At 33.4% G+C, this 20,006-nt stretch carries 17 protein-coding genes; 15 read left to right on the top strand and 2 right to left on the bottom strand.

What is annotated here, in order from left to right; genetic code table 11:
* Positions 1 to 22: 22 nt before the first annotated feature.
* The 14 genes from ACVBDY_RS05945 to ACVBDY_RS05880 all read left to right on the top strand — a co-directional run bounded on the left by ACVBDY_RS05945 (position 23) and on the right by ACVBDY_RS05880 (position 15,828).
* A complete protein-coding gene (locus ACVBDY_RS05945) occupies positions 23 to 742 on the top strand; it encodes a hypothetical protein (protein ID WP_447174548.1) in 720 nt (239 codons plus the stop codon).
* Positions 736 to 3,078, top strand: a complete 2,343-nt coding sequence (locus tag ACVBDY_RS05940; RefSeq protein WP_447174547.1) for a DEAD/DEAH box helicase — start codon at positions 736 to 738, stop codon at positions 3,076 to 3,078. Before ACVBDY_RS05945 ends, ACVBDY_RS05940 begins: the two co-directional genes overlap by 7 nt.
* 192 nt (positions 3,079 to 3,270) lie before the next feature.
* A complete protein-coding gene (locus tag ACVBDY_RS05935; protein WP_447174546.1) occupies positions 3,271 to 4,677 on the top strand; it encodes a KAP family P-loop NTPase fold protein in 1,407 nt (468 codons plus the stop codon).
* Between the two features lie 23 nt (positions 4,678 to 4,700).
* A complete protein-coding gene (locus ACVBDY_RS05930; protein WP_447174545.1) occupies positions 4,701 to 5,711 on the top strand; it encodes a restriction endonuclease in 1,011 nt (336 codons plus the stop codon).
* Positions 5,712 to 6,126: 415 nt separating this feature from the next.
* Positions 6,127 to 6,729, top strand: coding sequence for an SH3 domain-containing protein (locus ACVBDY_RS05925; RefSeq protein ID WP_447174544.1), 603 nt, complete (start codon positions 6,127 to 6,129; stop codon positions 6,727 to 6,729).
* A 31-nt stretch (positions 6,730 to 6,760) separates the two neighbouring features.
* On the top strand, positions 6,761 to 7,420 hold the full coding sequence (locus ACVBDY_RS05920; RefSeq protein WP_447174543.1) for a hypothetical protein: 660 nt from the start codon (positions 6,761 to 6,763) through the stop codon (positions 7,418 to 7,420).
* Between the two features lie 238 nt (positions 7,421 to 7,658).
* The gene (locus ACVBDY_RS05915; protein ID WP_447174542.1) at positions 7,659 to 8,555 is read left to right on the top strand and encodes a toll/interleukin-1 receptor domain-containing protein; all 897 of its coding nucleotides are present in this window, start codon (positions 7,659 to 7,661) and stop codon (positions 8,553 to 8,555) included.
* Between the two features lie 26 nt (positions 8,556 to 8,581).
* Positions 8,582 to 10,093 carry a protein kinase domain-containing protein gene (locus ACVBDY_RS05910; protein WP_447174541.1) on the top strand — a complete coding sequence of 504 codons (1,512 nt, stop codon included), beginning with the start codon at positions 8,582 to 8,584 and terminating at the stop codon, positions 10,091 to 10,093.
* A 203-nt stretch (positions 10,094 to 10,296) separates the two neighbouring features.
* Positions 10,297 to 10,635: a MazG-like family protein gene (locus ACVBDY_RS05905; RefSeq protein WP_447174540.1), complete on the top strand. Its 339-nt coding sequence runs from the start codon at positions 10,297 to 10,299 to the stop codon at positions 10,633 to 10,635.
* Positions 10,632 to 12,521 carry a DNA/RNA helicase domain-containing protein gene (locus ACVBDY_RS05900; protein WP_447174539.1) on the top strand — a complete coding sequence of 630 codons (1,890 nt, stop codon included), beginning with the start codon at positions 10,632 to 10,634 and terminating at the stop codon, positions 12,519 to 12,521. Before ACVBDY_RS05905 ends, ACVBDY_RS05900 begins: the two co-directional genes overlap by 4 nt.
* A gap of 192 nt (positions 12,522 to 12,713) precedes the next feature.
* On the top strand, positions 12,714 to 13,274 hold the full coding sequence (locus ACVBDY_RS05895; RefSeq protein WP_447174538.1) for a hypothetical protein: 561 nt from the start codon (positions 12,714 to 12,716) through the stop codon (positions 13,272 to 13,274).
* 141 nt (positions 13,275 to 13,415) lie between these two features.
* Positions 13,416 to 14,246 carry a DUF695 domain-containing protein gene (locus tag ACVBDY_RS05890; RefSeq protein ID WP_447174537.1) on the top strand — a complete coding sequence of 277 codons (831 nt, stop codon included), beginning with the start codon at positions 13,416 to 13,418 and terminating at the stop codon, positions 14,244 to 14,246.
* Between the two features lie 237 nt (positions 14,247 to 14,483).
* A complete protein-coding gene (locus tag ACVBDY_RS05885) occupies positions 14,484 to 14,948 on the top strand; it encodes a hypothetical protein (protein WP_447174536.1) in 465 nt (154 codons plus the stop codon).
* Between the two features lie 73 nt (positions 14,949 to 15,021).
* Complete coding sequence (locus ACVBDY_RS05880) at positions 15,022 to 15,828, top strand: CPBP family intramembrane glutamic endopeptidase (protein WP_447174535.1); 807 nt, start codon at positions 15,022 to 15,024, stop codon at positions 15,826 to 15,828.
* A 130-nt stretch (positions 15,829 to 15,958) separates the two neighbouring features.
* Here ACVBDY_RS05880 and ACVBDY_RS05875 read toward each other — a convergent pair whose 3' ends face one another.
* Entirely contained in the window at positions 15,959 to 16,165 is a 207-nt protein-coding gene (locus ACVBDY_RS05875) for a hypothetical protein (RefSeq protein WP_447174534.1), read from the bottom strand.
* A 317-nt stretch (positions 16,166 to 16,482) separates the two neighbouring features.
* On the bottom strand, positions 16,483 to 17,577 hold the full coding sequence (locus ACVBDY_RS05870) for an alpha/beta hydrolase family protein (protein WP_447174533.1): 1,095 nt from the start codon (positions 17,575 to 17,577) through the stop codon (positions 16,483 to 16,485).
* Between the two features lie 475 nt (positions 17,578 to 18,052).
* On the opposite strand from ACVBDY_RS05870, the gene ACVBDY_RS05865 reads away from it, so the two are divergent.
* A complete protein-coding gene (locus tag ACVBDY_RS05865; protein ID WP_447174516.1) occupies positions 18,053 to 19,909 on the top strand; it encodes a T9SS type A sorting domain-containing protein in 1,857 nt (618 codons plus the stop codon).
* The last annotated feature ends 97 nt before the right edge of the window (positions 19,910 to 20,006 follow it).

Below are 20,006 nucleotides of genomic sequence, written 5' to 3'. Positions count from 1 at the left end.
GATATTCTTTGTTGCGGAAATTATGAAAAGACAGAATCTTAAAATGGATATAAACAAAATTGATAATACAAGTCTTAATAAATTACCTGCCGGAAGTAGTTGTGAAATAAATTGTATTCATATAAAAATAAAAGACTTCAGACCAATTATAGAGGAATTTGAGAAATATATTTGTGATACAAGCTGGATAAACGAACTTGATGAAATATCTCAAATAACTTTTAGAGCAACTTCAAAAAAAACAATTGATAAAATTGTTAACGATATTATTGCTAAAATATCCACAAATGTAAATACAGATATTGGAGAATTTATTGTTTCATATGCAGCACAACAGGCATTGGAAATAGAACATTCTCATAAACTCATCCCGTTAGCCGAAATACTTAAAGAAAAAATATCTGGTAACCCAGGCTTTGATTATCATTCTGTGAGCGCAAACAGTTTTTTAGTTTTTGGGGAAGCAAAATTCAGCTTAGACTCCACACCAAGAGCTAAAGCATTAGATCAAATTATTGATTTTATTGGAGATAGGGATAGTTCTGAGTTACTATGGTTAATGCCATTTTTAAATGACAAGACAAAACAAAATATCATTAATAATCAAAAAGGATATTCAGCAGCTTTTTCTCATAATAATGACAACGTAATCAACACGATGAATAATGCTCTGGAATCAGATCCAATAAAAGAGATAATTAAGTTTAATGAACTTTATTTAATTGCAGTTGAATTATGTTAGATGAGAAAATATTCAACCAAGAAATTGATAATAACTTAATCAAAACTATTCTTTATGATTTTCATAAATATGGACCAACTAATAATAATCATCTAGAAACTTTATCATATATAAAAAAATTCAATTCTTCTTCGTTTAAAAGATATGAATCTAAACTAATGTATTTAATGGGGTTATTTTACAAGACGAAGGAACCTACCTCATTTTTAGAATCAATATACGACTCATATGCAGAAACTATAATTTCTGATACAGGTCATAACTTCACACCAGTTCAAGCAGATGCATATAATTCAATAAAAAAGTATACAAATTTTTCATTTTCAGCACCGACTAGTGCTGGAAAATCTTTCTTATTTCAAGAACTAATAAAAGAAACTCAAGGAGATATAATTATTGTTTTACCTTCAAGAGCTTTAATTTCGGAATATTTAATTAAGGTGAAAAAGCTTGTTTCAAAAGATACTTTAGTTTTACAATTTATTGAGGTTGTAAACACTAACAGAACAAAAAACAGAATCTATATTATTACTCCAGAAAGAGGAGAAGAATTATTCAAAAATATACCGAAGCTAAATGTAGAATTAATTCTACTTGATGAAGCACAAATCTCCGAGGAAGGAATAAGAGGTATGAAATTTGATTCCTTTGTACGAAGAATTGATAGAAAGTTAAATAATATAAAAAAAGTATTTACTCATCCTTTCATTCTTAATCCCGAAGCTCAATTTCAGAAGCATAATATTACAAAAAACATAGATTCAGAAACTTACCATCAAAAAACTGTTGGTAAAATCTTTATAGAACATGCAAAAGGTAAATTCAAATATTTTTCACCATTTCAAGACGAAATGAAAGGAAAAGATATTGAAAATGATATTGTAAAAGAAATTATTCAAAATGGAGGCACTGCTTTAATTTATATCTCAAAATCAAAAATTTATGATGGTAGCTACATTGAATCATTTGCAGATTATATAGAACTATGTCCAGAAATTACTAACAAAAGTGGACTTAGATATATAGAAAAACTTGAAGATTTTTTTGGAACTAAAGATGATAATGAAAAGAATTCAATGCTAATCTTTTTAATGAAAAAAGGTATTGTTATACATCATGGATCAATTCCATTAAAGGCAAGATTAATAATCGAAGAATTTGTAAATGGAAATCATGCAAAAATTTGTTTTTCAACTTCAACTCTGATTCAAGGAATAAATATGCCCTTTGATATTGTATGGATTAATAATTTTACTTTCAATGGTAATGAAGACCAAAAAACTCTAAATCTGAAAAATTTAATTGGAAGAGCCGGAAGAGTTACATTAGAAGATAATCACTTTGATTATGGTTATGTTTTGATTGAGGGAAGGAATAAAAAATTATTTAATGCAAGACTAAATAAAGAATCTTCATTAGCAACTACATCTAATCTTGATAATCAAACTGACCCAAACAATGAAGATTTTATAGATATAGTAGACGCTATTAAAAATGACACCTTCAATTCGGAATTACAACTAACGAAAAGCCAAATAGAACGTATTGAAAGAGCCAATTTGAATGACGAAATTTCTTTTATTTTAACAAATTTTCTAAATCAAGATCTAGAGCCTTTAACCGTTAAAGAGTATTATTTACTTACGGAGTATACAAGAAAAAAAATAAAAAAAGCTTTCGAAAATATTTATAAGGCACATTTGAGAAGAGTTGAATTAAGAAATGGAGAAAAAAGTGTACTTAGTACTTCAATACCTATCCTACTTTGGCAAATTCAAGGTAAATCTTTTGCAGAAATCATTTCACTTCGACACGCATTTTTATCTGAAAAAGATTTTAGGCGAAAATTAAGACGAAAATTAAGAAATAAAAAAATATCAATAAGCGATTTTAAAAAGCAACTTAAAGAAAAAAAAGCAAGGTTTTCTTGTATTGCCGAAGCTTTACCAAACAAAAGCTTTAAAAAACCAGTTCCTTTATTCAATAGTAACACAAGCATAATTGATTTAGATTTTGATAAAATCATTTATGATACTTACGATTATATTGACAAGGTTCTTTCCTTGTCTGTAAAAGATCCTATTTCAAGCACATTAATTCTTTACTTTCATAAAACTAATGATTTGAGAGCACAAATATTAAGCAATTATATAAAGTATGGGACTAATGATTCGACTGAAATTTGGTTATTAAAGTATGGATTTAGTTTTGAAGACATAGAAAAACTAATTAAACATATCGAAAAAATAGATGAAACAGAGATAATATTTAAAGATTCAATACAGCAATTCATTTCTGACCCGGAAAATAATAAGTTAGTTGAACGATACATATAAAATAACTTTTGTCAATAATAACCACGTGTTCATGTGGTCGATACGACCTAACATGAGCACAGTGCTGACCGAATAGATTGATTATTAAGTGGCCTCCAAGGAAGTACTATGTTCTAACCAATAATTGTTACTATTGTTAAACGTTAACCGTATTTCAGACGGACCGCAGTTAGCTGCATGTTAAAATATTTAATGAACATTAAGCATCTTGAAATAGAAATCCCAAAGGAAACCCCTTTTGCAAACTGCAAACTCGAAAGAAAAAAGTATGCAGATATCCTGACAAACATTGTTAATTCTTACAGTTATGGTTTTGTTCTTGGAATAAACAACAAATGGGGAACAGGGAAAACCACATTTGTGAAAATGTGGGAACAGGATTTAAAAAATAAAGGACATAAAACAGTCTATTTTAATGCCTGGGAAAATGATTTTGAAGACAATCCATTAACAGCACTAATGGGTGAATTAAAAACATTGACCAAAAAATCAACAGAACCAGAGTTTAAGTCAACGCTTAAGAAAGCTGCAACATTATCGAAGCATATTGCACCGATTATTGCTCAAGCTCTTGCAGATAAATATATCGACACCAAAGGTGTTAAAGAAGCAATCACAGGTCTAACTAAAGGCTTATCCGATGTTTTTGAAAATGAGGTAAACGAATATGCAGAAAAGAAAAAGAGTATATCAGGGTTTAAAAAAAGTCTATCGGAATTTATAGCAAATACAAACGAAGGGAAACCATTAATATTTATAGTGGACGAATTAGACAGATGCAGACCAAATTATGCTGTATCGATATTGGAACAAATTAAACATTTCTTTTCTGTTCCAAATGTCGTATTTGTTCTATCCATAGATAAAATTCAATTAGGTAATGCGATAAAAGGTGTTTACGGCAGCGATTTTATAGATTCTGAGGAATATTTAAGAAGATTTATTGATTTAGAATACGCAATTCCCGAACCTGATACCGATGTATTTCACGAATACTTGTTTGATTACTACAGGTTTAATGAATTTTTCAATGTTCCCGAAAGACTAAAACATCGTGAATTGCGAAAGGATAGTGAATATTTTCTAAGCATATCTAAATTACTTTTCACAAATAGAAGTATCCCCCTAAGACAACAAGAAAAGATATTTGGACTCGTACGAGTTGCACTACGCAGCTTCAATCCTAATAATTATGTGGTGCCTCATATATTTCTATTCTTAGCTTTCATTAAAATAACGGACAGTGAATTTTATGAAAGTATGAAAAACAAAAAACTCACACTTCCACAAGTCCAAGAAAAGTATTTAAAGACAGTAATAGCAAACAAAAATGATGATACAGAAACCGAATTAATATTACTGGAAGTTTATTTGGTTAATTTTTACCACAACTTTTTAAGACCAAAAAATTCTCGAAAAAAACTCTATGAATTCGATAGTGATATTGGGTCTAATAAACTTTTGATAGATTCTATAATAGGAATGAATAATAGTTTTTTGAATATTTTGGAAGACATACACAGAGGACGAAATGAAGGGAATTTAGATTTAGGGTATTTCTTAAATAGACTTGAATTATTGGAAAATTTAAAAACATAAAAAGTCAGAAAGAGTTTTTAGATATGAACTGGTATGAATATCAAGAATTAGTAGCTGATATTTTCCGAGGCATTGGAGCCAAAGTCAATACAAATTATAAAGCTGTAGGCGCTAGAGGTGAACATGCTATAGATGTTTGGGTAAAGATGGAAAAGTTTGGAATTGAAATGACATGGATATGTGAATGTAAATATTGGAAGGACTCAATACCAAAAGAAAAAGTACTTACACTTTATGAAATAACCAAAGACTTGGGCGTTGATAAAGGATTCTTATTTTCAGAAAGTGGATTTCAATCCGGAGCTATCAGATGTACAAAAAATACGAATATAACTCTGACCAATGTTGATGAAATTAAAGAGTTGATTCAGCAAGAACTTGAAGAAGTAAGATTGATAGATTTTCTTAAGCGTATTGAAAATTTAAAGAAAACTTTAAAAAATTCGTGGATAGATGATTTAGGATATCCAATTGCAAACAATAACACAAATTTCGATAAGTGTTTGACTATAGACGGAACTCTAATGTTTATGATACTTCAGGTTCAAAAGGCATTAAATAACGATTTCCCAGTGTATCTTACCAAATACTCAACGGAGGGCTGTAAGTGTGAGAATGTTGTAGAATTAAATAAAACGTTAAGTGAAGAATTAAAAATAGTTGAAACCATTGTAAAGGAAATAGATAATCAAACACAGAAAACAGCTATAGAGGTTTCCAATAATATTAACATTTTTATTCAAGCAATAAAAAACCTATTAAAATCGTCCGAAATTCAATTATTTGATAAATCAATTGACATTGACAATCAAAGTATGGAGACTTTAAAATATATGAAAGCTATAGCTAAATCAGCAGATGATTTAAAAAGGACCTCTAAAGGTGCTATAGCTCGAGAGATACATAATATGATGAGATTGTTAATTGAATATATTTATCCTCATTTAACAAAGGTCGAAATGAATAAAAATGAGTGGAATGATTCCAAAGAAAGGATTCTTAATCAATTAGATATTCTATGTAGTATCTCATAAACTGTGTATATAGTAAATATTGAGGGGGCCCGCTCTCCGAAGTGTGATATGCTATGCGAATGTCCCTGACATCGCCGTCTATATTAAGGGCATAAAAACTAATATGGCCTACTCAAAGCCGCGGTTGAGGAATTGTATAAAAAATCGTAACCTGCCATTATATTATTGATATTTTTCTATATTTATAGACGTATTGATGACTTTTTTGGTAAAGCAGTAATACACTCCCCCCCTACTTTTGCCCGGAATGAGATTCTTTGTTTTGGATGGTTCTTCTTGTTGGTTTTTGAGAAAAATGATTGTATTTACGGGAATCCGTAACATAGTTTTAAGATTGTTTTGTTTCTTTGGAAGAAGTTAATTTATAACCCTTCGTCCTTAAGAGATTTATATGTAATAATAAGTAGGCAAAGCAATGAATAGAAGAAAAAACATATATGGGTTAGTTTTATTTATAGGTTTTGTATTTTCAGGTAGTTTTTTTTCTTTCGGACAAGACAACAAATTGATTGCATCTTGTTGTGAGGGAAGCGAAGCTAGGTGTACAGGTTCGGCCTATTGTTCGGCCTGTACAAATTGTAGTAGATGTAAGCATTGTAATAGTGGTGGTTCATGTGGAGTATGCTCTGGAAATTATCGAAGAACCCAAAAAAGGACCTATTCCAATAATAATTCTCAAACTTACAAAAGAAAATACTCGACAGGCTCTTCAAGTTCAAACAATTCAAACTTTCGGAATCTAAATTCTATTACTTCCCATAGTTCTTATTCAAAGAATAATATATACTATTTACCAAATGACACATTCTCGAAGTATTATCTAAAAACATTAATAGTTAATACAGAGACACTTAATTTGAGAAGCGGGCCAGGAACCTCATATCCAGTAATTGAAAAACTAACAAAAGGTCAGAAACTCACATTTCTTGCAATGACCGGAAATTGGGTGAAGGTTAATGTAAAATCAACTAAAACGATTGGGTTCATACACTACAAATACATACTTGTGGTTGAATAAAGCACTTGTACCTAATTTAAAACTTATATTTATGAAAAGTAAAAATCCCCAAAAGACAAAACATGCAAATTTATATCTCTTCCTATTTGCCTTGTTAATTACTATTATCATTTATAAGTCAATAGATATTGCTAATGAACTTTTACCGGAGGATAAAAAATACAGTGCTGAAATATGGGGAACAGTAAATGATTGGATAATTTATGGAGTTATGCTTGTAACGGCTGTATTTCTATACCAAACGTTACAATCCCAGATGAAGGTACAGAAGATGCAACAAAAACTTATGGATATTGAGGACTTCAAATTTAGAAGAGAACTCATGCCTCGTTTTGATATACAAGGTGATCCTCCCGAATATAAAAAAAATCATATCCTTACTAAGTACAATGTTATTGTTAGAGACAATGATGCTCAAAATATTAGTATAGAATGTAATTCAAAGTCTTCAATTCATTCTGGCAAGAAAACCTGGAATAAGAAAATACTCGACAAAAACAATACCATGGACTTTCACTATGAAATTCCGATCGAGGCTGGAAGTATATCATTTGAAATAAGGATATATGTCAATTTTGAAGATATTAAAGGAAACAGATATAGCCAATATGCAGAAATTATAAAACCAGACAAACGTACGCAATCGTATGGTCAACGGCCAAGGCCAACTCCCCTTACGGAAGAGGTTTAGTGACATGTTCTCCAAATACGGAAATTCTCCAAAAACGGAGCCCCAACTAGTTCTCGTTTGAGCTCCAAACTGGTCCCCCGTATGTTGAAAACTCTTCGAATGTTTCCCCACTTTACAAAGTGGGAAAGGCCACACAAAAAGAAGAAAAAAGCGATAAAAAAGTGTTGTTATCCCGGAATTTTAAGGAATAAATAGCTGTATTCGAATTGATATAACGAGTTAATGGTAATTTAAAGTTATGCCGACATTAAAAGAATATTTCAATAATGATTTTACAGATTTGAGTTTAGACTCAGATTTAACAATGACTATTCATAAATCAGATAAAAACATCCAATCGACAGAAACCGTCATTATCAAAAGAAGAGTAAGACATAACCTTGATAGTTCTTGTCGCTTATTAACTTTTTATATACCAGAAAGGAAAGACACGTTATTGATAATTGGTAATATCCTTGAAAATATTGCTAACCACATAGAGCAATCCAATGATGTTGAAAGCATTGGAGGTTATGAAAACGATTTACAAATAGGAACTCACGAAAATATATTTTCACATAGACTATATTTCTATACGGAATCTTCATTAACTAAGGATGAGATTATTAAACTTGATAAATTCTGTAAAGGAAAAAAGGTCTTTGCGACTATACGAAGTGAAGAATACGTTAAAACTCGAATGAAAAAAGAAAAACCTTTAGCATTTATCTCTCACGATTCAAGAAATAAAGAAACAATAGCGAAACCTCTTGCAATTGGGCTCAGCTCACGACTTTGTTCAGTTTGGTATGATGAGTATTCATTAAAAGTCGGACAAAGTCTTCGAGAATCTATCGAAGACGGTATTAAAAATGCTAAGAAGTGTATTTTGGTCTTAACACCAGAGTTTTTAAAAAACCCAGGATGGACCAAAAAAGAGTTTAATTCTATTTTTACAAGAGAAATGATTTTTAATGAAAAGGTTGTAATACCAATCTGGTACAATGTTACAAAAGAAGATGTTTATACATATTCGCCTTCATTAGCGGATACCGTAGCATTAATTTGGCCAGATTCATTAAACAAAAGTGATGATGAGTATAAAAAAGATATGGAAAAACTTATTAGTAAAATTCATACTGTAATAATGGAATAAAAAACTACCACTAATATTAAAACCGAATGAGTAAAAAGCTATTTAAAAAAGGACAAAAATTTAACGATTGGACTCTAGTTTCCTACTTAGGTGGTGGTGGAAATGGAGAAGTATGGCAATGTGAAAACTCTAAAGGAAAAATTGGTGCTATAAAACTGATTAAAACACTAACACAAAAATCCTATAATCGTTTCCTGGACGAAATAAAAGTTGTTGAAGCCAATTCTGACATTGATGGTATTATTCCAATTATTGATAAAAATTTACCAAAAGAACTAGATGGAACTGAAATTCCATATTTTGTTATGCCAGTTGCCAGTAGTGCGGAAAAAGCTCTTAAAGGCCAAGCAATTGAGAAAAAAATTGATTCCATAATTGAAATAGCCAAAACTTTAAAAAATCTACACGATAGAAAAATATCTCATCGAGATATAAAACCACCCAATATTTTAGTCTATAAATCAAGGTTTTGTATTGCTGATTTTGGATTAGTGGATTTTCCTAGTAAAAAAGACATTTCTCATATAAATGAAGTAATTGGAGCTAAATGGACAATGGCTCCCGAAATGAAAAGAGAATCGTCATCTGCTGATAGCTTAAAAGCTGATGTTTATTCACTTGCGAAAACACTTTGGATTATACTAACAGAAAATCAAAAAGGTTTTGATGGACAATACTCAACTGACTCAATCATAGAATTAAGAAAATTCTACAACTCTCATTACACTAGTCCAATTGACAAGTTATTGACAGGCTCAACCGATAACGACCCAGATAAAAGACCTACAATGAAACAATTCATTAATGAACTTGAAAACTGGAAATTATTAAATGAGGATTTTCACGAACAAAATTTAGAACAATGGTTTGAAATTCAAACTAAACTTTTTCCAACCTCATTCCCTAAAAGAGTCATATGGGAGAACAAAGAGGACATAATTAAAGTTCTTAATTTGATAGGTTCTTACGATAATTTAAACCATTTATTTTTTCCTGATGGTGGAGGATTGGATTTGGTAGGTGCAAAAATTTCTTTTGAAAGAGATTGTATAGAACTAGATTTTGGAGGACTAACAGATATTGTCAAACCCAAAAGGCTAATATTTGAGTCCTTCGGAACTGAGGCAGAATGGAACTATTTCAGATTAGAACTCGATGAATTAGCATTATCAGGCGTTTACAAAAATGATGACGGAAAAATACCATACGAACAAAATCATGATAAAGAAAGTGTGTCCGAAATTTACCCTGGAACGTATGACAAATATGATTTAGTAGAGCATCGATACGACTACAATGAAATGGGATATGAAATTCCTGAAACGGCAAGACATGTTTCTAGATTTTTCAGAGGTTCATTTGTCATTTTTAGCAAAAGGTCTACATATAACTTGACACCTTCAACTTATGATGGTCGACACAATAAAATGACCACTGATGAATTTAGGGAATACATTAGCAATTGGATGAATAAATACAATAGCGAAATGTCATTTTTAGAAAGAATGATGAGAAGACGTAGATTAAATCAAAAATAACAGCATACAATATTAGTATGTAATGCGGCTGATATAGCCTAAACCAAAGTTTTCGGTTTCCCTGCTCTACGAAGTGTTGAAGGGCCAACTGGTCCTCGTTTGAGCCTAGCGGAAACGAGGGCCTTAGCCCAAAAACAGTTTTATCCGTATCTTTAATGCTTCCATAAATTATTTTATGGGCTAACAGGTAAAAACCCAACTCAATGGACAGCATCAAGGAAATCACCGAAGCACTTATACAATTCAGGGACCGCCGGGACTGGCAGCAGTTTCACGATTCCAAGAACCTGGCTACGGCTATTGCCATCGAGGCCGCAGAGCTCAACGAGTTGTTTCTCTGGAAAACCATCGAACAATCGGAGCTGGTAGATAAAGAAAGGCTCCGGGAAGAGCTGGCCGATGTATTTTCCTTTGCCTTTTTAATGGCCGAAAAACACGGTTTTGACGTGAAAGAAATTGTACTGGACAAGATTAAAAAAAACAACCAAAAATACCCCGAAGACAAAGCCAGGGGCACTGCTAAAAAATATACCGATCTATGATCGTTTACCACCGTACTAAAGAAGACTTTAGCAATGATGTACTCACCAATAATATTGCCGAGATCATTGCTTCTCACATCCAGGAAAAGACAGGCAAAAAAATAGCCCCCAACGAGTTACGCTCCTTTAAAAATTCCCTGGGCCATATGGACCGTATTTTGCAGGACAAGGATATCCCGGACGACTGCGGTATCTCGGTAGAATATCACATCCCGCAAACTTCAAAGCGGGTAGATTTTATTATAAGCGGTTCTGACGGCACCCATGATAATGTTATTATTATAGAGCTTAAGCAATGGAAGGAGGCACATCTGACAGACAGGGACGGGCTGGTGGTTACCCGTTACCAGGGCGGATTAAGTGAAACCAGCCATCCTTCATACCAGGTGTGGTCGTATGCAGCCTTGTTACAATCGTTCAACCAAACCATAGAGCAGGACGATATAAGGCTCTACCCCTGTGCTTATCTGCACAATTACAAGCCGGATACTACCATTACGAACGAATTTTACAGCTATTACCTGCAAAAAGCCCCCGTGTTTCTGAAACCGGATGCCCTGCGGTTCCGGGAATTCATCAAACGTATTATAAAACAGGGGGACAGGAGCAAGATACTTCATCGTATAGACCACGGTAAGATGCGCCCCACCAAAACATTGGCCGATAGTCTGAAAAACATAGTAGCAGGCCAAAAGGAGTTTATCATGATCGACGACCAGAAGGTAGTTTATGAAAATGCCCTGCAACTGGCCATGCACTCTCATGAGAACAACAAAAATGTACTGATTGTAGAAGGCGGGCCCGGTACGGGGAAAACCGTAGTGGCCATAAACCTTTTGATAGAGCTGGTACGAAGAGGTAAAATGAGCCAGTACGTCACCAAAACCTCTGCGCCCAGGGAGGTGTATTTCGAGAAGCTGAATGGCACCAGGCACCTGGTGGAACTAAAATCTCTTTTTGTGGGTTCCGGTACGTTTATCTCTGCTCCGCCCAATATGATCTCATGCCTTATTGTAGACGAAGCGCACAGGCTTACGGAAAAGACCGGCTTTTTAAAGCGGGGAGATAATCAGATTAAGGAAATCTTACGTTCGTCGGTTTCATCTGTTTTCTTCATTGACGAGTACCAAAAGGTTTCTGTAGATGATTACGGGAACATCGCCACTATTGAAAGAATTGCTTCTCAATTGGGCATAAACGTTCATAAACTGGCACTGGAATCGCAGTTTAGATGCAATGGCTCTGATGGCTACCTGGCATGGGTAGATCATATGTTAGAGATCCGGGAGACCGCAAATTATGATTTCAGCGCTGATTATGATTATGACTTTAAAGTTTTTGATACCGCCAAAGAATTACAGGAAGCTATTTTTGAAAAGAATAAAATAAATAACCGGGCTCGAATGGTAGCCGGGTATTGCTGGCCCTGGGACAGTAAAAAGAATCCTGCCACTTATGATTTTAAAGCGGAGGAATTTGGGTTTAACATGCGATGGAATATGACTTCTTACGGAGGTAAATGGATTATAGACCCCGAATCTATTACCGAAATAGGATGTATTCATACTTCCCAGGGCCTGGATGTGGATTATATTGGTGTTATTATTGGTAACGATCTTGTGGTAAGAGATGGAGAAGTCAAAGTAAATCCGAAAGCAAGGGATAAGGGTGACCGGACCATCAGGGGCTGGAAATCCGGAATTAAGAACAATCCCGACTACTGGAAACCACTTGTAAGGGAAATTATAAAAAACACCTATAGAGCATTAATGACCAGGGGAATGAAAGGGTGTTATATTTATTGTACGGATAAGGAAACTTCAGCATATTTTAAAAATGCTTTGGGGAAACAAAGGGCTATGCTAAAAACATCCAGCACGCCGTAGTGAAAGCACATTGATAAAAAAATCTACTATTCGTAGTTTTATTCACTTCCTTTTTGGTATCCGGGCAGGAATTTAATTTTGGCATTTACCATGCCCTGCCCTGGAATATAAGTGAATGCATAGCACGGAAAAGAGGGATTGTGTATATTTATGTAATAGCGGTAAGCTAAAACGAAACAACAGGATTAATAAATGACATTCTTATACACCGCAAGAGGTACATACGACAAGAATTATGACGAAGACGGAATGCCCTGGAAGAAATATATGGAATGGTCTAAACTGACTCATTTGACGGAGCTCGTTTCTCTTGATGGAATGCTGAATGAAATATTGGTAGAACCCGATTATGACAATGCAGAAGATTGGAAGTTCATTCATCTTGTTGAACACTATCAAACAGGATTTTTCACAACCCTTGAGTATGTATTTAAAAGGCTAAAAGCGAAAGACCGGTATAACTTACTGACTGTTGTTTTAGAACCGGACAAGAATTGTGAAAATATAAAAGTTGACGGTTATGAATTTATAGGTTACGATTTGTTAGACCAGGATTTCAGCATTAGTGCGTTAACGAACTGTGGTGGTTTTGATGAAACATTTTTAGCCCGGGATTTAAATAACAAAGGACTCATTGATACCTTTTCGAAAGCCTATGACATTAAAAAACGACTTCTAGAAAACAATCCTGAAGAACATCATGCAGACACTAACGTAATTGCAGTTTGGCGACATAAAACAATTGGAAGGTGAAAAACGCTAATCAAACAGACAACTCTGCCAGTAACAAAGACCAGAAAGTATGCAAAAGCATACAAAAAAGAAAAGCTGGACAAAATATTTTGGGATTAGTCACATGATATTTGAGTATAATCCACAGACTGAACAAAGCGAATGCGAAATATACTGACCTTAATACTTATTATGGGATTTTTAAGTAAACTATTTGGCCAAAAAGAGACAAAAACGGAATACCAGCCCGATTGGACTTTCTATTTCTCCAACGTAAATGACAAACCGGCTTCTATTGCCACCGACCTGAATCTGATAAACGTAGCACCGATAAAAGGACAGGAAAATGTTGTTTATGTTTCTATAAAAATGCCCAATCCAAGAGAAGACGGGCTTTCCAGTAATGAAGATGCTAACGAACTATGGAAGATCGAAGACGAGATCATAAACGCATTGGATAAAAACAACCTGGAATACACCTTTGCAGGACGCCTGACTTCCGACGGATACAGGGACCTCTACTTCTTTGGAGAGAACACCATTTTAATGGAAAAGCAGGTTTCTTCTACCATGATCGCTTTCCCGGATTTTGAATTCGATTTCGGACATCAACCGGACAAGGAATGGAGTCAGTATTTTGACTTTTTATATCCTTTGCCCAAACAAATGCAAATTATCCAAAACCGACGGGTACTGGAGCAATTAGAAAAAGAAGGAGATCCTCTAACAAAAGAAAGAGAAGTTTTTCACTGGATCTATTTCAAAACGCAAAGTGACCTCGACCAGTTTGAGAATTTTACAAAAAGCCAGGGGTATAAAACATTAAGAAAAGACAAATCGCTGGATACAGCCGATTATGAATTTGTTATCCAGGTTTCAAGAGTGGACAAAGTAGGCTATAACGAAATAGACGATTATACTTTGCAACTCTGGGAAAAAGCGAAGGAGTTGAATGGCGATTATGATGGTTGGGAGACTTCGGTTGAACATTAAAAATGTAGATAAGTTCCATACGATTCCCCGCTCCCAACTGGTCCTCGTTTGAGCACCGCGGAAACGAGAATCTAACATATAAAAGCATTTGTAACGCTTACCAACTAGCAAAAACACATACAACTGAAAGCTAAACAGACATATTTAAAGGGAAAATCAGTTTTTGTAGTTTCCTTGATCGTCATCGGGATTACCATACTGACCGTTTATTTAACCGGAGTAAATTACAACCGGAGTTTGACTTCAAACCTGTATTTATCATTAGGGATCATTGCAACCACCCTTTTCCTGTTTATGACTTACGGGCTTTATAAAGGAATGGGACTGATTGACAATTTTCCAAAATTCAGGAATTTTAGAAAAGGGGATATTATCGGACATACAGCACCCGCTTTTGACACACCGGGTGTTTCGGTCGGGGATGGAATGAGCGGGTTGATCATTTCCATCTTATGTTGGATTGGGGTTACGATACTTTTTATTGTCCTGTTGGTCGTATTAGAAGCTGTATTTTGGTTTTCGATTTTTATAATCCTCGCCATGTTGTATTGGATTTTTTTCAGGGCTTTAAAGTTTGTTTTTAATAAATCAACGGAAACTAAGGGAGACATTGGAATTTCAGCAATTTATTCGCTGACTTATACTATACTCTATACAGGTTGGATTTTTGGAATAGTGTACCTGACACAAACAATGAAATAAAGCTCGTTGACATTATCGGTCCCATCTTCATGACGTATTTGGGACCACCCCATGTAAACCGTTGCCAATAATAATGAACAAAACCTTCAAATTTCAACATTCAATTTTACTTTTCTTTGGATATGCAGCATATCTTTTACTAGAAAATCCTTTAAATTTAATTTTAGAAAAATTTTCATTACCCGTACTATATCAAGGTTATTTATCTAACCTGATTTTACTACTTCCTCTTTTATTGTTTTTAGTCTTTTTACTATACAACCTCAATCTAGAAAAATATTTGACAACAAAAGACAAAAGGATATTTTTAATACCTGCTGTTTATTTATTGTATATTATAGCAGCAAACTTTAAAGAATTTGAAAATACCTTTTCTCTTGAGTTTTTTATATTCTTATTTGGACTCTGTTTGGTTGGGTTTACCGAGGAGTTTTTATTCAGAGGTATCCTATTTACAAAATTAACTACTCCCTTTTCATCAGTATATATTGGAGCCATAATGTCTTCTTTTTTATTTGGAATAGGTCACTACATAAACTTAATTCATAGTCCTGATTTTATAAATGAAATCACATTTCAGGTGATTTATGCCTTTTGCATAGGAATACTGATGTGTGGGATTTTTTACAGAACAAAAAATCTATTTATTCCGTCTTTAATTCATACAATTCTGAATCTTCAAGCCCAAATACGCACATTTAATGCCATTAGAAACAAACAAACGCCTATAATGAAAAAACAAGAGGTTTTTCATCCATCACTAGGAGAAATTTTAAGCCAAGAATTAATGTTTAGTTTGTTTTGTTTAATTGTGGGCTTTATATTAATTTATTATCAGCATAAAAAAGACAACAATAAAATTACTATTGGCAACAGCTAAGGCCTTCAACTAGTCCTCGTCTTGTAGCCTTACCCGCTCTTCGAAGTGTGATATGCTATACGAATGTCCCTGACTTCGCAGCCTATATTAAGGGCATAAAAACTAATATGGGCCACTCAAAGCCGTGGTTTTATCCCGTATGACATGCTTCGGAGCAATGAAAACATCCGTTTACCTGGTCGTAATGTTTCCGGGCCTCTCTTACGGCACTATGGCAGTCGTAGTGGTAGCCCAGATCCTTTCTGTTTTCTACAAGAGGTAACCTAAGACAGCTTTCCTTGTGCACTTCATGGTCTCCGTTGGCTTGGGCATTTTTGTTTACATAATACTTTGGCATGGTTTTGTTTTTTAAAGTTCAGGGACAAACATAAGGGCATACTGCCGCGCTTTATTACGGGAACCCTCATTGTTGTTGTTTTTATATTTTTGGGGACAAGCTGTGCTTTGTTTATTACCGTACAAATACTAAACATATTTTACACGCTAAGGTTTTAAGAGACTATACATGTCCGGTTTAGGAGTTCCGGAAACTCCTGACCAAGTGGATGCAAAATGAAATTTTATTAAATTACGGGCATTTATCCGTATGAGATAGGAAGTAATTTACCATTGGATAAGTCGTAAGCCATGGCTTATAGGTGCTGTTAGCGGCTGTTATTTTACTTGTTTTTTTATCCATTCAGTCATTTCACTTAAGACGATAGGTGAAAATGATTCATTTAACGTTTCATATTCTTCTGGCAAGCCTGTTTCACAAGTCTGAAATTGGTGATTTAAGTTTGGGAGTTCTTTAATGGTTATATTTTTATTGCCTGATTCCACTAATGTGCTTTTCCACATTGGTAGATTTTCTTTTGCTAAAACTTGCAAATCGTTTAAGCCATTTAGTGCAAGAACAGGACATTTTATTTTCTTTATGTACTCTTTTGGGTTGTATCTCAAGAAATTGACCATCCAAGGTCTTAATATTGAATTGACTTGTGCCGATACATACTCCTCATAGCTCATATCTTTTGGTTTATCAGGGTCGTTTTTCGATATTTCTTGGATGTAGGCTACCATTTTTTCTTTCAAAACAGTATCGTTTTTATTCTGCTTTACAAGTTCAAATGCCTCTTGATTTACTTTCTGTAATTGGTCTATTTTAGTTTTGTTTACTCCTCTTATTTTGGCTAGAGCTCTTTGTTGGTCTAGTAGGATTTCATCTCCTGGTAAACTCGGTCCTGCCAATGAAACTATAAATGCTATATCTGATGAATTTGAAGCTACAATAGGTGCAATTAGACCTCCTTCACTGTGACCTATTAAGCCAATATTGTTTTTTTGAATTTCTTTTCTCTTCAAAAGATAGTCTAGGGCAGCACTTACATCTTCTGCAAAATCATACGAATTTGCGGAATTAAAATCTCCCTCTGATTCGCCTACACCTCTTTTGTCATATCTCAACACCGCAATACCGTTTTTCGTCAAATAGTTGGAAATGTCTAAAAAAGGTTTGTGGTCACCAAATTCAGAATTTCTGTTATTTTTTCCATTTCCACTTATTAAAATAACAGCGGGAAAAATTCCTGATTCATTTGGCAAAGATAAATTTCCTTTAAGGGTAATATGGTCTTTGGAGTTTTTGAAAGAGACATTTTCAGAAATAGGAGAAATTAAATTCTGTTGTCCTGATTTTTTTTGGTTTTTACATCCTACAAGGGTAATAAGAAGAATTAGGTTTAGAATGCTACAAGTAATTTGTTTCATAGGATAGTTTTATAATAGACGATTAAATAAAGTTTTTGTTACACTCTATTGAATTTTCATTATAATTGCTGCTAACTCATAAATATACGCAATACCATAACCTATTTCTTGTTTTTCCAAAACGTATACGCATCACAATATACGATTAACATACAAGATATTATATAAAATTATAGCGATGTGCATTTTGTATTGTCAGGAGCAAACATACGGTTAATGATTTCTACCTGTTTACGGTAATCCGTATATTTCGCAATCTATGTTACGTAATCAATATACTAATATGTGCTGCTCATTGCTGAGGTTCTTCCAAAACGGTAAAAACAGCCTTAATCTTCTTTTTTATGATTTTACGGGATTCCGTATATTATTTTTGAAAAGATTTGCTTATTTAGCTGAAAAGGCAAAATGACTAGCCAGGAAGTTTAATTAATACCGGCTCTAAGAAATTTATACCAACAAAGCTAAAGGGGAAATGAAAAAACTTATACTAACTTCATTAACTAATATTTTTTGTACAGTATTACTGATAGCACAGGATCATATAGTAGTAGATAAAGAAGTTATACTAAACACAGCTACAAATAAATTTCATGGTATAGAATATTATAGAGGTAGTGAAGGAGGATTTGTAAATCCATATGAAAATGATTTTGTTAATTCAAATTTGAAAGATATTGGGGTTGATTTAGTACAGATTAAAGTTCATCTTAAGGACATTGCTCCTATTAATTCAAACACAAATCAAGTAGAATATAATTTTGAGGTTTTAGATAGAGATGTAGAATTATTAAATAGTAAAGGTTACACTGCTGCTATACAGATAATGCCTGACAGAGCCTGGTTTCCATTTCAGCAATATTATATAGATAATAAAGATAATGGTGACTTTGTTTACAGGCAAGACGAAAATGGTCAATTCGATTATGGTTGGTGGAATTATAACTATATGAATGGATTACACACTATGAGCACTTGGCGAAAAGTAATTTATAACATAGCAAATAGATATAAAGATAAAAACATTAGATTGATAATTTTTGATGAACCATGCGTGTATGATGATATAAACATAACAAATTGCACTAACGAAGAAGAATTTGCACTTACTTATGATAAAGCTGCCGAAGTATACATTAACGCAGCACAAGTGGTTAAAGGTTATGACAAACTGAGGCATATAAAAATTGGAGGGTTTGCTGGTCATAAGTTTCAAACATCTGTCTTAGCAAAAAGAATATTCGACAAAGACAATAACAGTTATGATAATCTTGATTTTATTGCAATGAATATTTTTTTGGGTAAAACAAATGACTATATACGAAATGGAAATAACGGTATTCTTAAAGAAGAAAAACGATTTGAAGTTTTGAATAGAACTATACAATTTGAAGAATTGGCGAGTTCTACCTTAGATCAAAATAATGGATTCGCTAAAGAGTTAATGGTAGATTCGTATAATGTTTTCGGTTCTAGCGGACTTACGTTTCCCGCAAACAGAGATCATTTTGGAGCAATACACCAAACTTTAGCACAACTACATGCTTTCCAAGGAGGTATTGATGTTCTTTTAAAATGGAATGTAATAGGAAATTCTGGGGTTTTTAGTAGCGGATTTGGAAACAATCCAATAAATGAAAAAAAACCAACTTATCATGCTTGGAGGTTTATACATGATATTTTAGAATTAAAAGAAAACAATTCAATTGTTGAATGCCGAACACAAGAAGATGCATTAACAGAAAATGTCGAACATTTTACAAACAATGCATACGAAAATCATGTGCAGACTAAGGATGCATTTAAAGTTCAACCCTTTGCAATATTAACACAAAATGGTGGAATTAATGTTGCACTAGTAAATAAGTATGGAAGTGGTCAATCTCGTTTTATAAAAATACCATCTAACATGAAATTTTATGAAACATATAAATTCATAAACGATGAGAATGACACGGATTATAACAATGCTTTTAATATCCATAATACCGGTTTAATAAACGATGAATATTCAATAAATGTTTATTGCCATCCTGAAAGTATAACAGTAATTAAATTTTATGCGGATATCCCTCAAAATATATCAAAAAATAATTCAGATACATTAATTGATCTTAATATAGATAATACACTATTACAGGTAACATCAAATAATTCTGTTTATAATGATGTATACATATACAATTTAAATGGTGTTCTTCTTAAAAATGAGAAGCTTAATAATAATTTTAACGAAATAAACATAAGTGAGCTCTCCGCTGGATTATACATAATTAAAATTATAACTGATGACAATACCACATTAACTAAGAAAATTCTTAAAAATAAATAGAACAAGACAGCACACCGTGTAGCCTTACCCAGATATATTTACCCGCTCTTCGAAGTGTTGCAAGCTCTGCGAACGTCTCCGACTTCGCAGCTTATTA

The sequence above is a fragment of the Sinomicrobium halophytocola genome (assembly GCF_052983395.1).
Note: the sequence above shows the minus strand (reverse complement) of the source record. Positions and strands in the feature narration are given on the sequence as shown.

Coding starts and splice junctions, on each gene's coding strand:
- ACVBDY_RS05875 (WP_447174534.1), bottom strand. CDS start 16,165: ATGCCAAAGTATTATGTAAACAAAAATGCCCAAGCCAACGGAGACCAT.
- ACVBDY_RS05915 (WP_447174542.1), top strand. CDS start 7,659: ATGCCGACATTAAAAGAATATTTCAATAATGATTTTACAGATTTGAGT.
- ACVBDY_RS05880 (WP_447174535.1), top strand. CDS start 15,022: ATGAACAAAACCTTCAAATTTCAACATTCAATTTTACTTTTCTTTGGA.
- ACVBDY_RS05905 (WP_447174540.1), top strand. CDS start 10,297: ATGGACAGCATCAAGGAAATCACCGAAGCACTTATACAATTCAGGGAC.
- ACVBDY_RS05865 (WP_447174516.1), top strand. CDS start 18,053: ATGAAAAAACTTATACTAACTTCATTAACTAATATTTTTTGTACAGTA.
- ACVBDY_RS05945 (WP_447174548.1), top strand. CDS start 23: ATGAAAAGACAGAATCTTAAAATGGATATAAACAAAATTGATAATACA.
- ACVBDY_RS05935 (WP_447174546.1), top strand. CDS start 3,271: ATGAACATTAAGCATCTTGAAATAGAAATCCCAAAGGAAACCCCTTTT.
- ACVBDY_RS05870 (WP_447174533.1), bottom strand. CDS start 17,577: ATGAAACAAATTACTTGTAGCATTCTAAACCTAATTCTTCTTATTACC.
- ACVBDY_RS05920 (WP_447174543.1), top strand. CDS start 6,761: ATGAAAAGTAAAAATCCCCAAAAGACAAAACATGCAAATTTATATCTC.
- ACVBDY_RS05910 (WP_447174541.1), top strand. CDS start 8,582: ATGAGTAAAAAGCTATTTAAAAAAGGACAAAAATTTAACGATTGGACT.
- ACVBDY_RS05890 (WP_447174537.1), top strand. CDS start 13,416: ATGCGAAATATACTGACCTTAATACTTATTATGGGATTTTTAAGTAAA.
- ACVBDY_RS05940 (WP_447174547.1), top strand. CDS start 736: ATGTTAGATGAGAAAATATTCAACCAAGAAATTGATAATAACTTAATC.
- ACVBDY_RS05925 (WP_447174544.1), top strand. CDS start 6,127: ATGAATAGAAGAAAAAACATATATGGGTTAGTTTTATTTATAGGTTTT.
- ACVBDY_RS05930 (WP_447174545.1), top strand. CDS start 4,701: ATGAACTGGTATGAATATCAAGAATTAGTAGCTGATATTTTCCGAGGC.
- ACVBDY_RS05900 (WP_447174539.1), top strand. CDS start 10,632: ATGATCGTTTACCACCGTACTAAAGAAGACTTTAGCAATGATGTACTC.
- ACVBDY_RS05895 (WP_447174538.1), top strand. CDS start 12,714: ATGACATTCTTATACACCGCAAGAGGTACATACGACAAGAATTATGAC.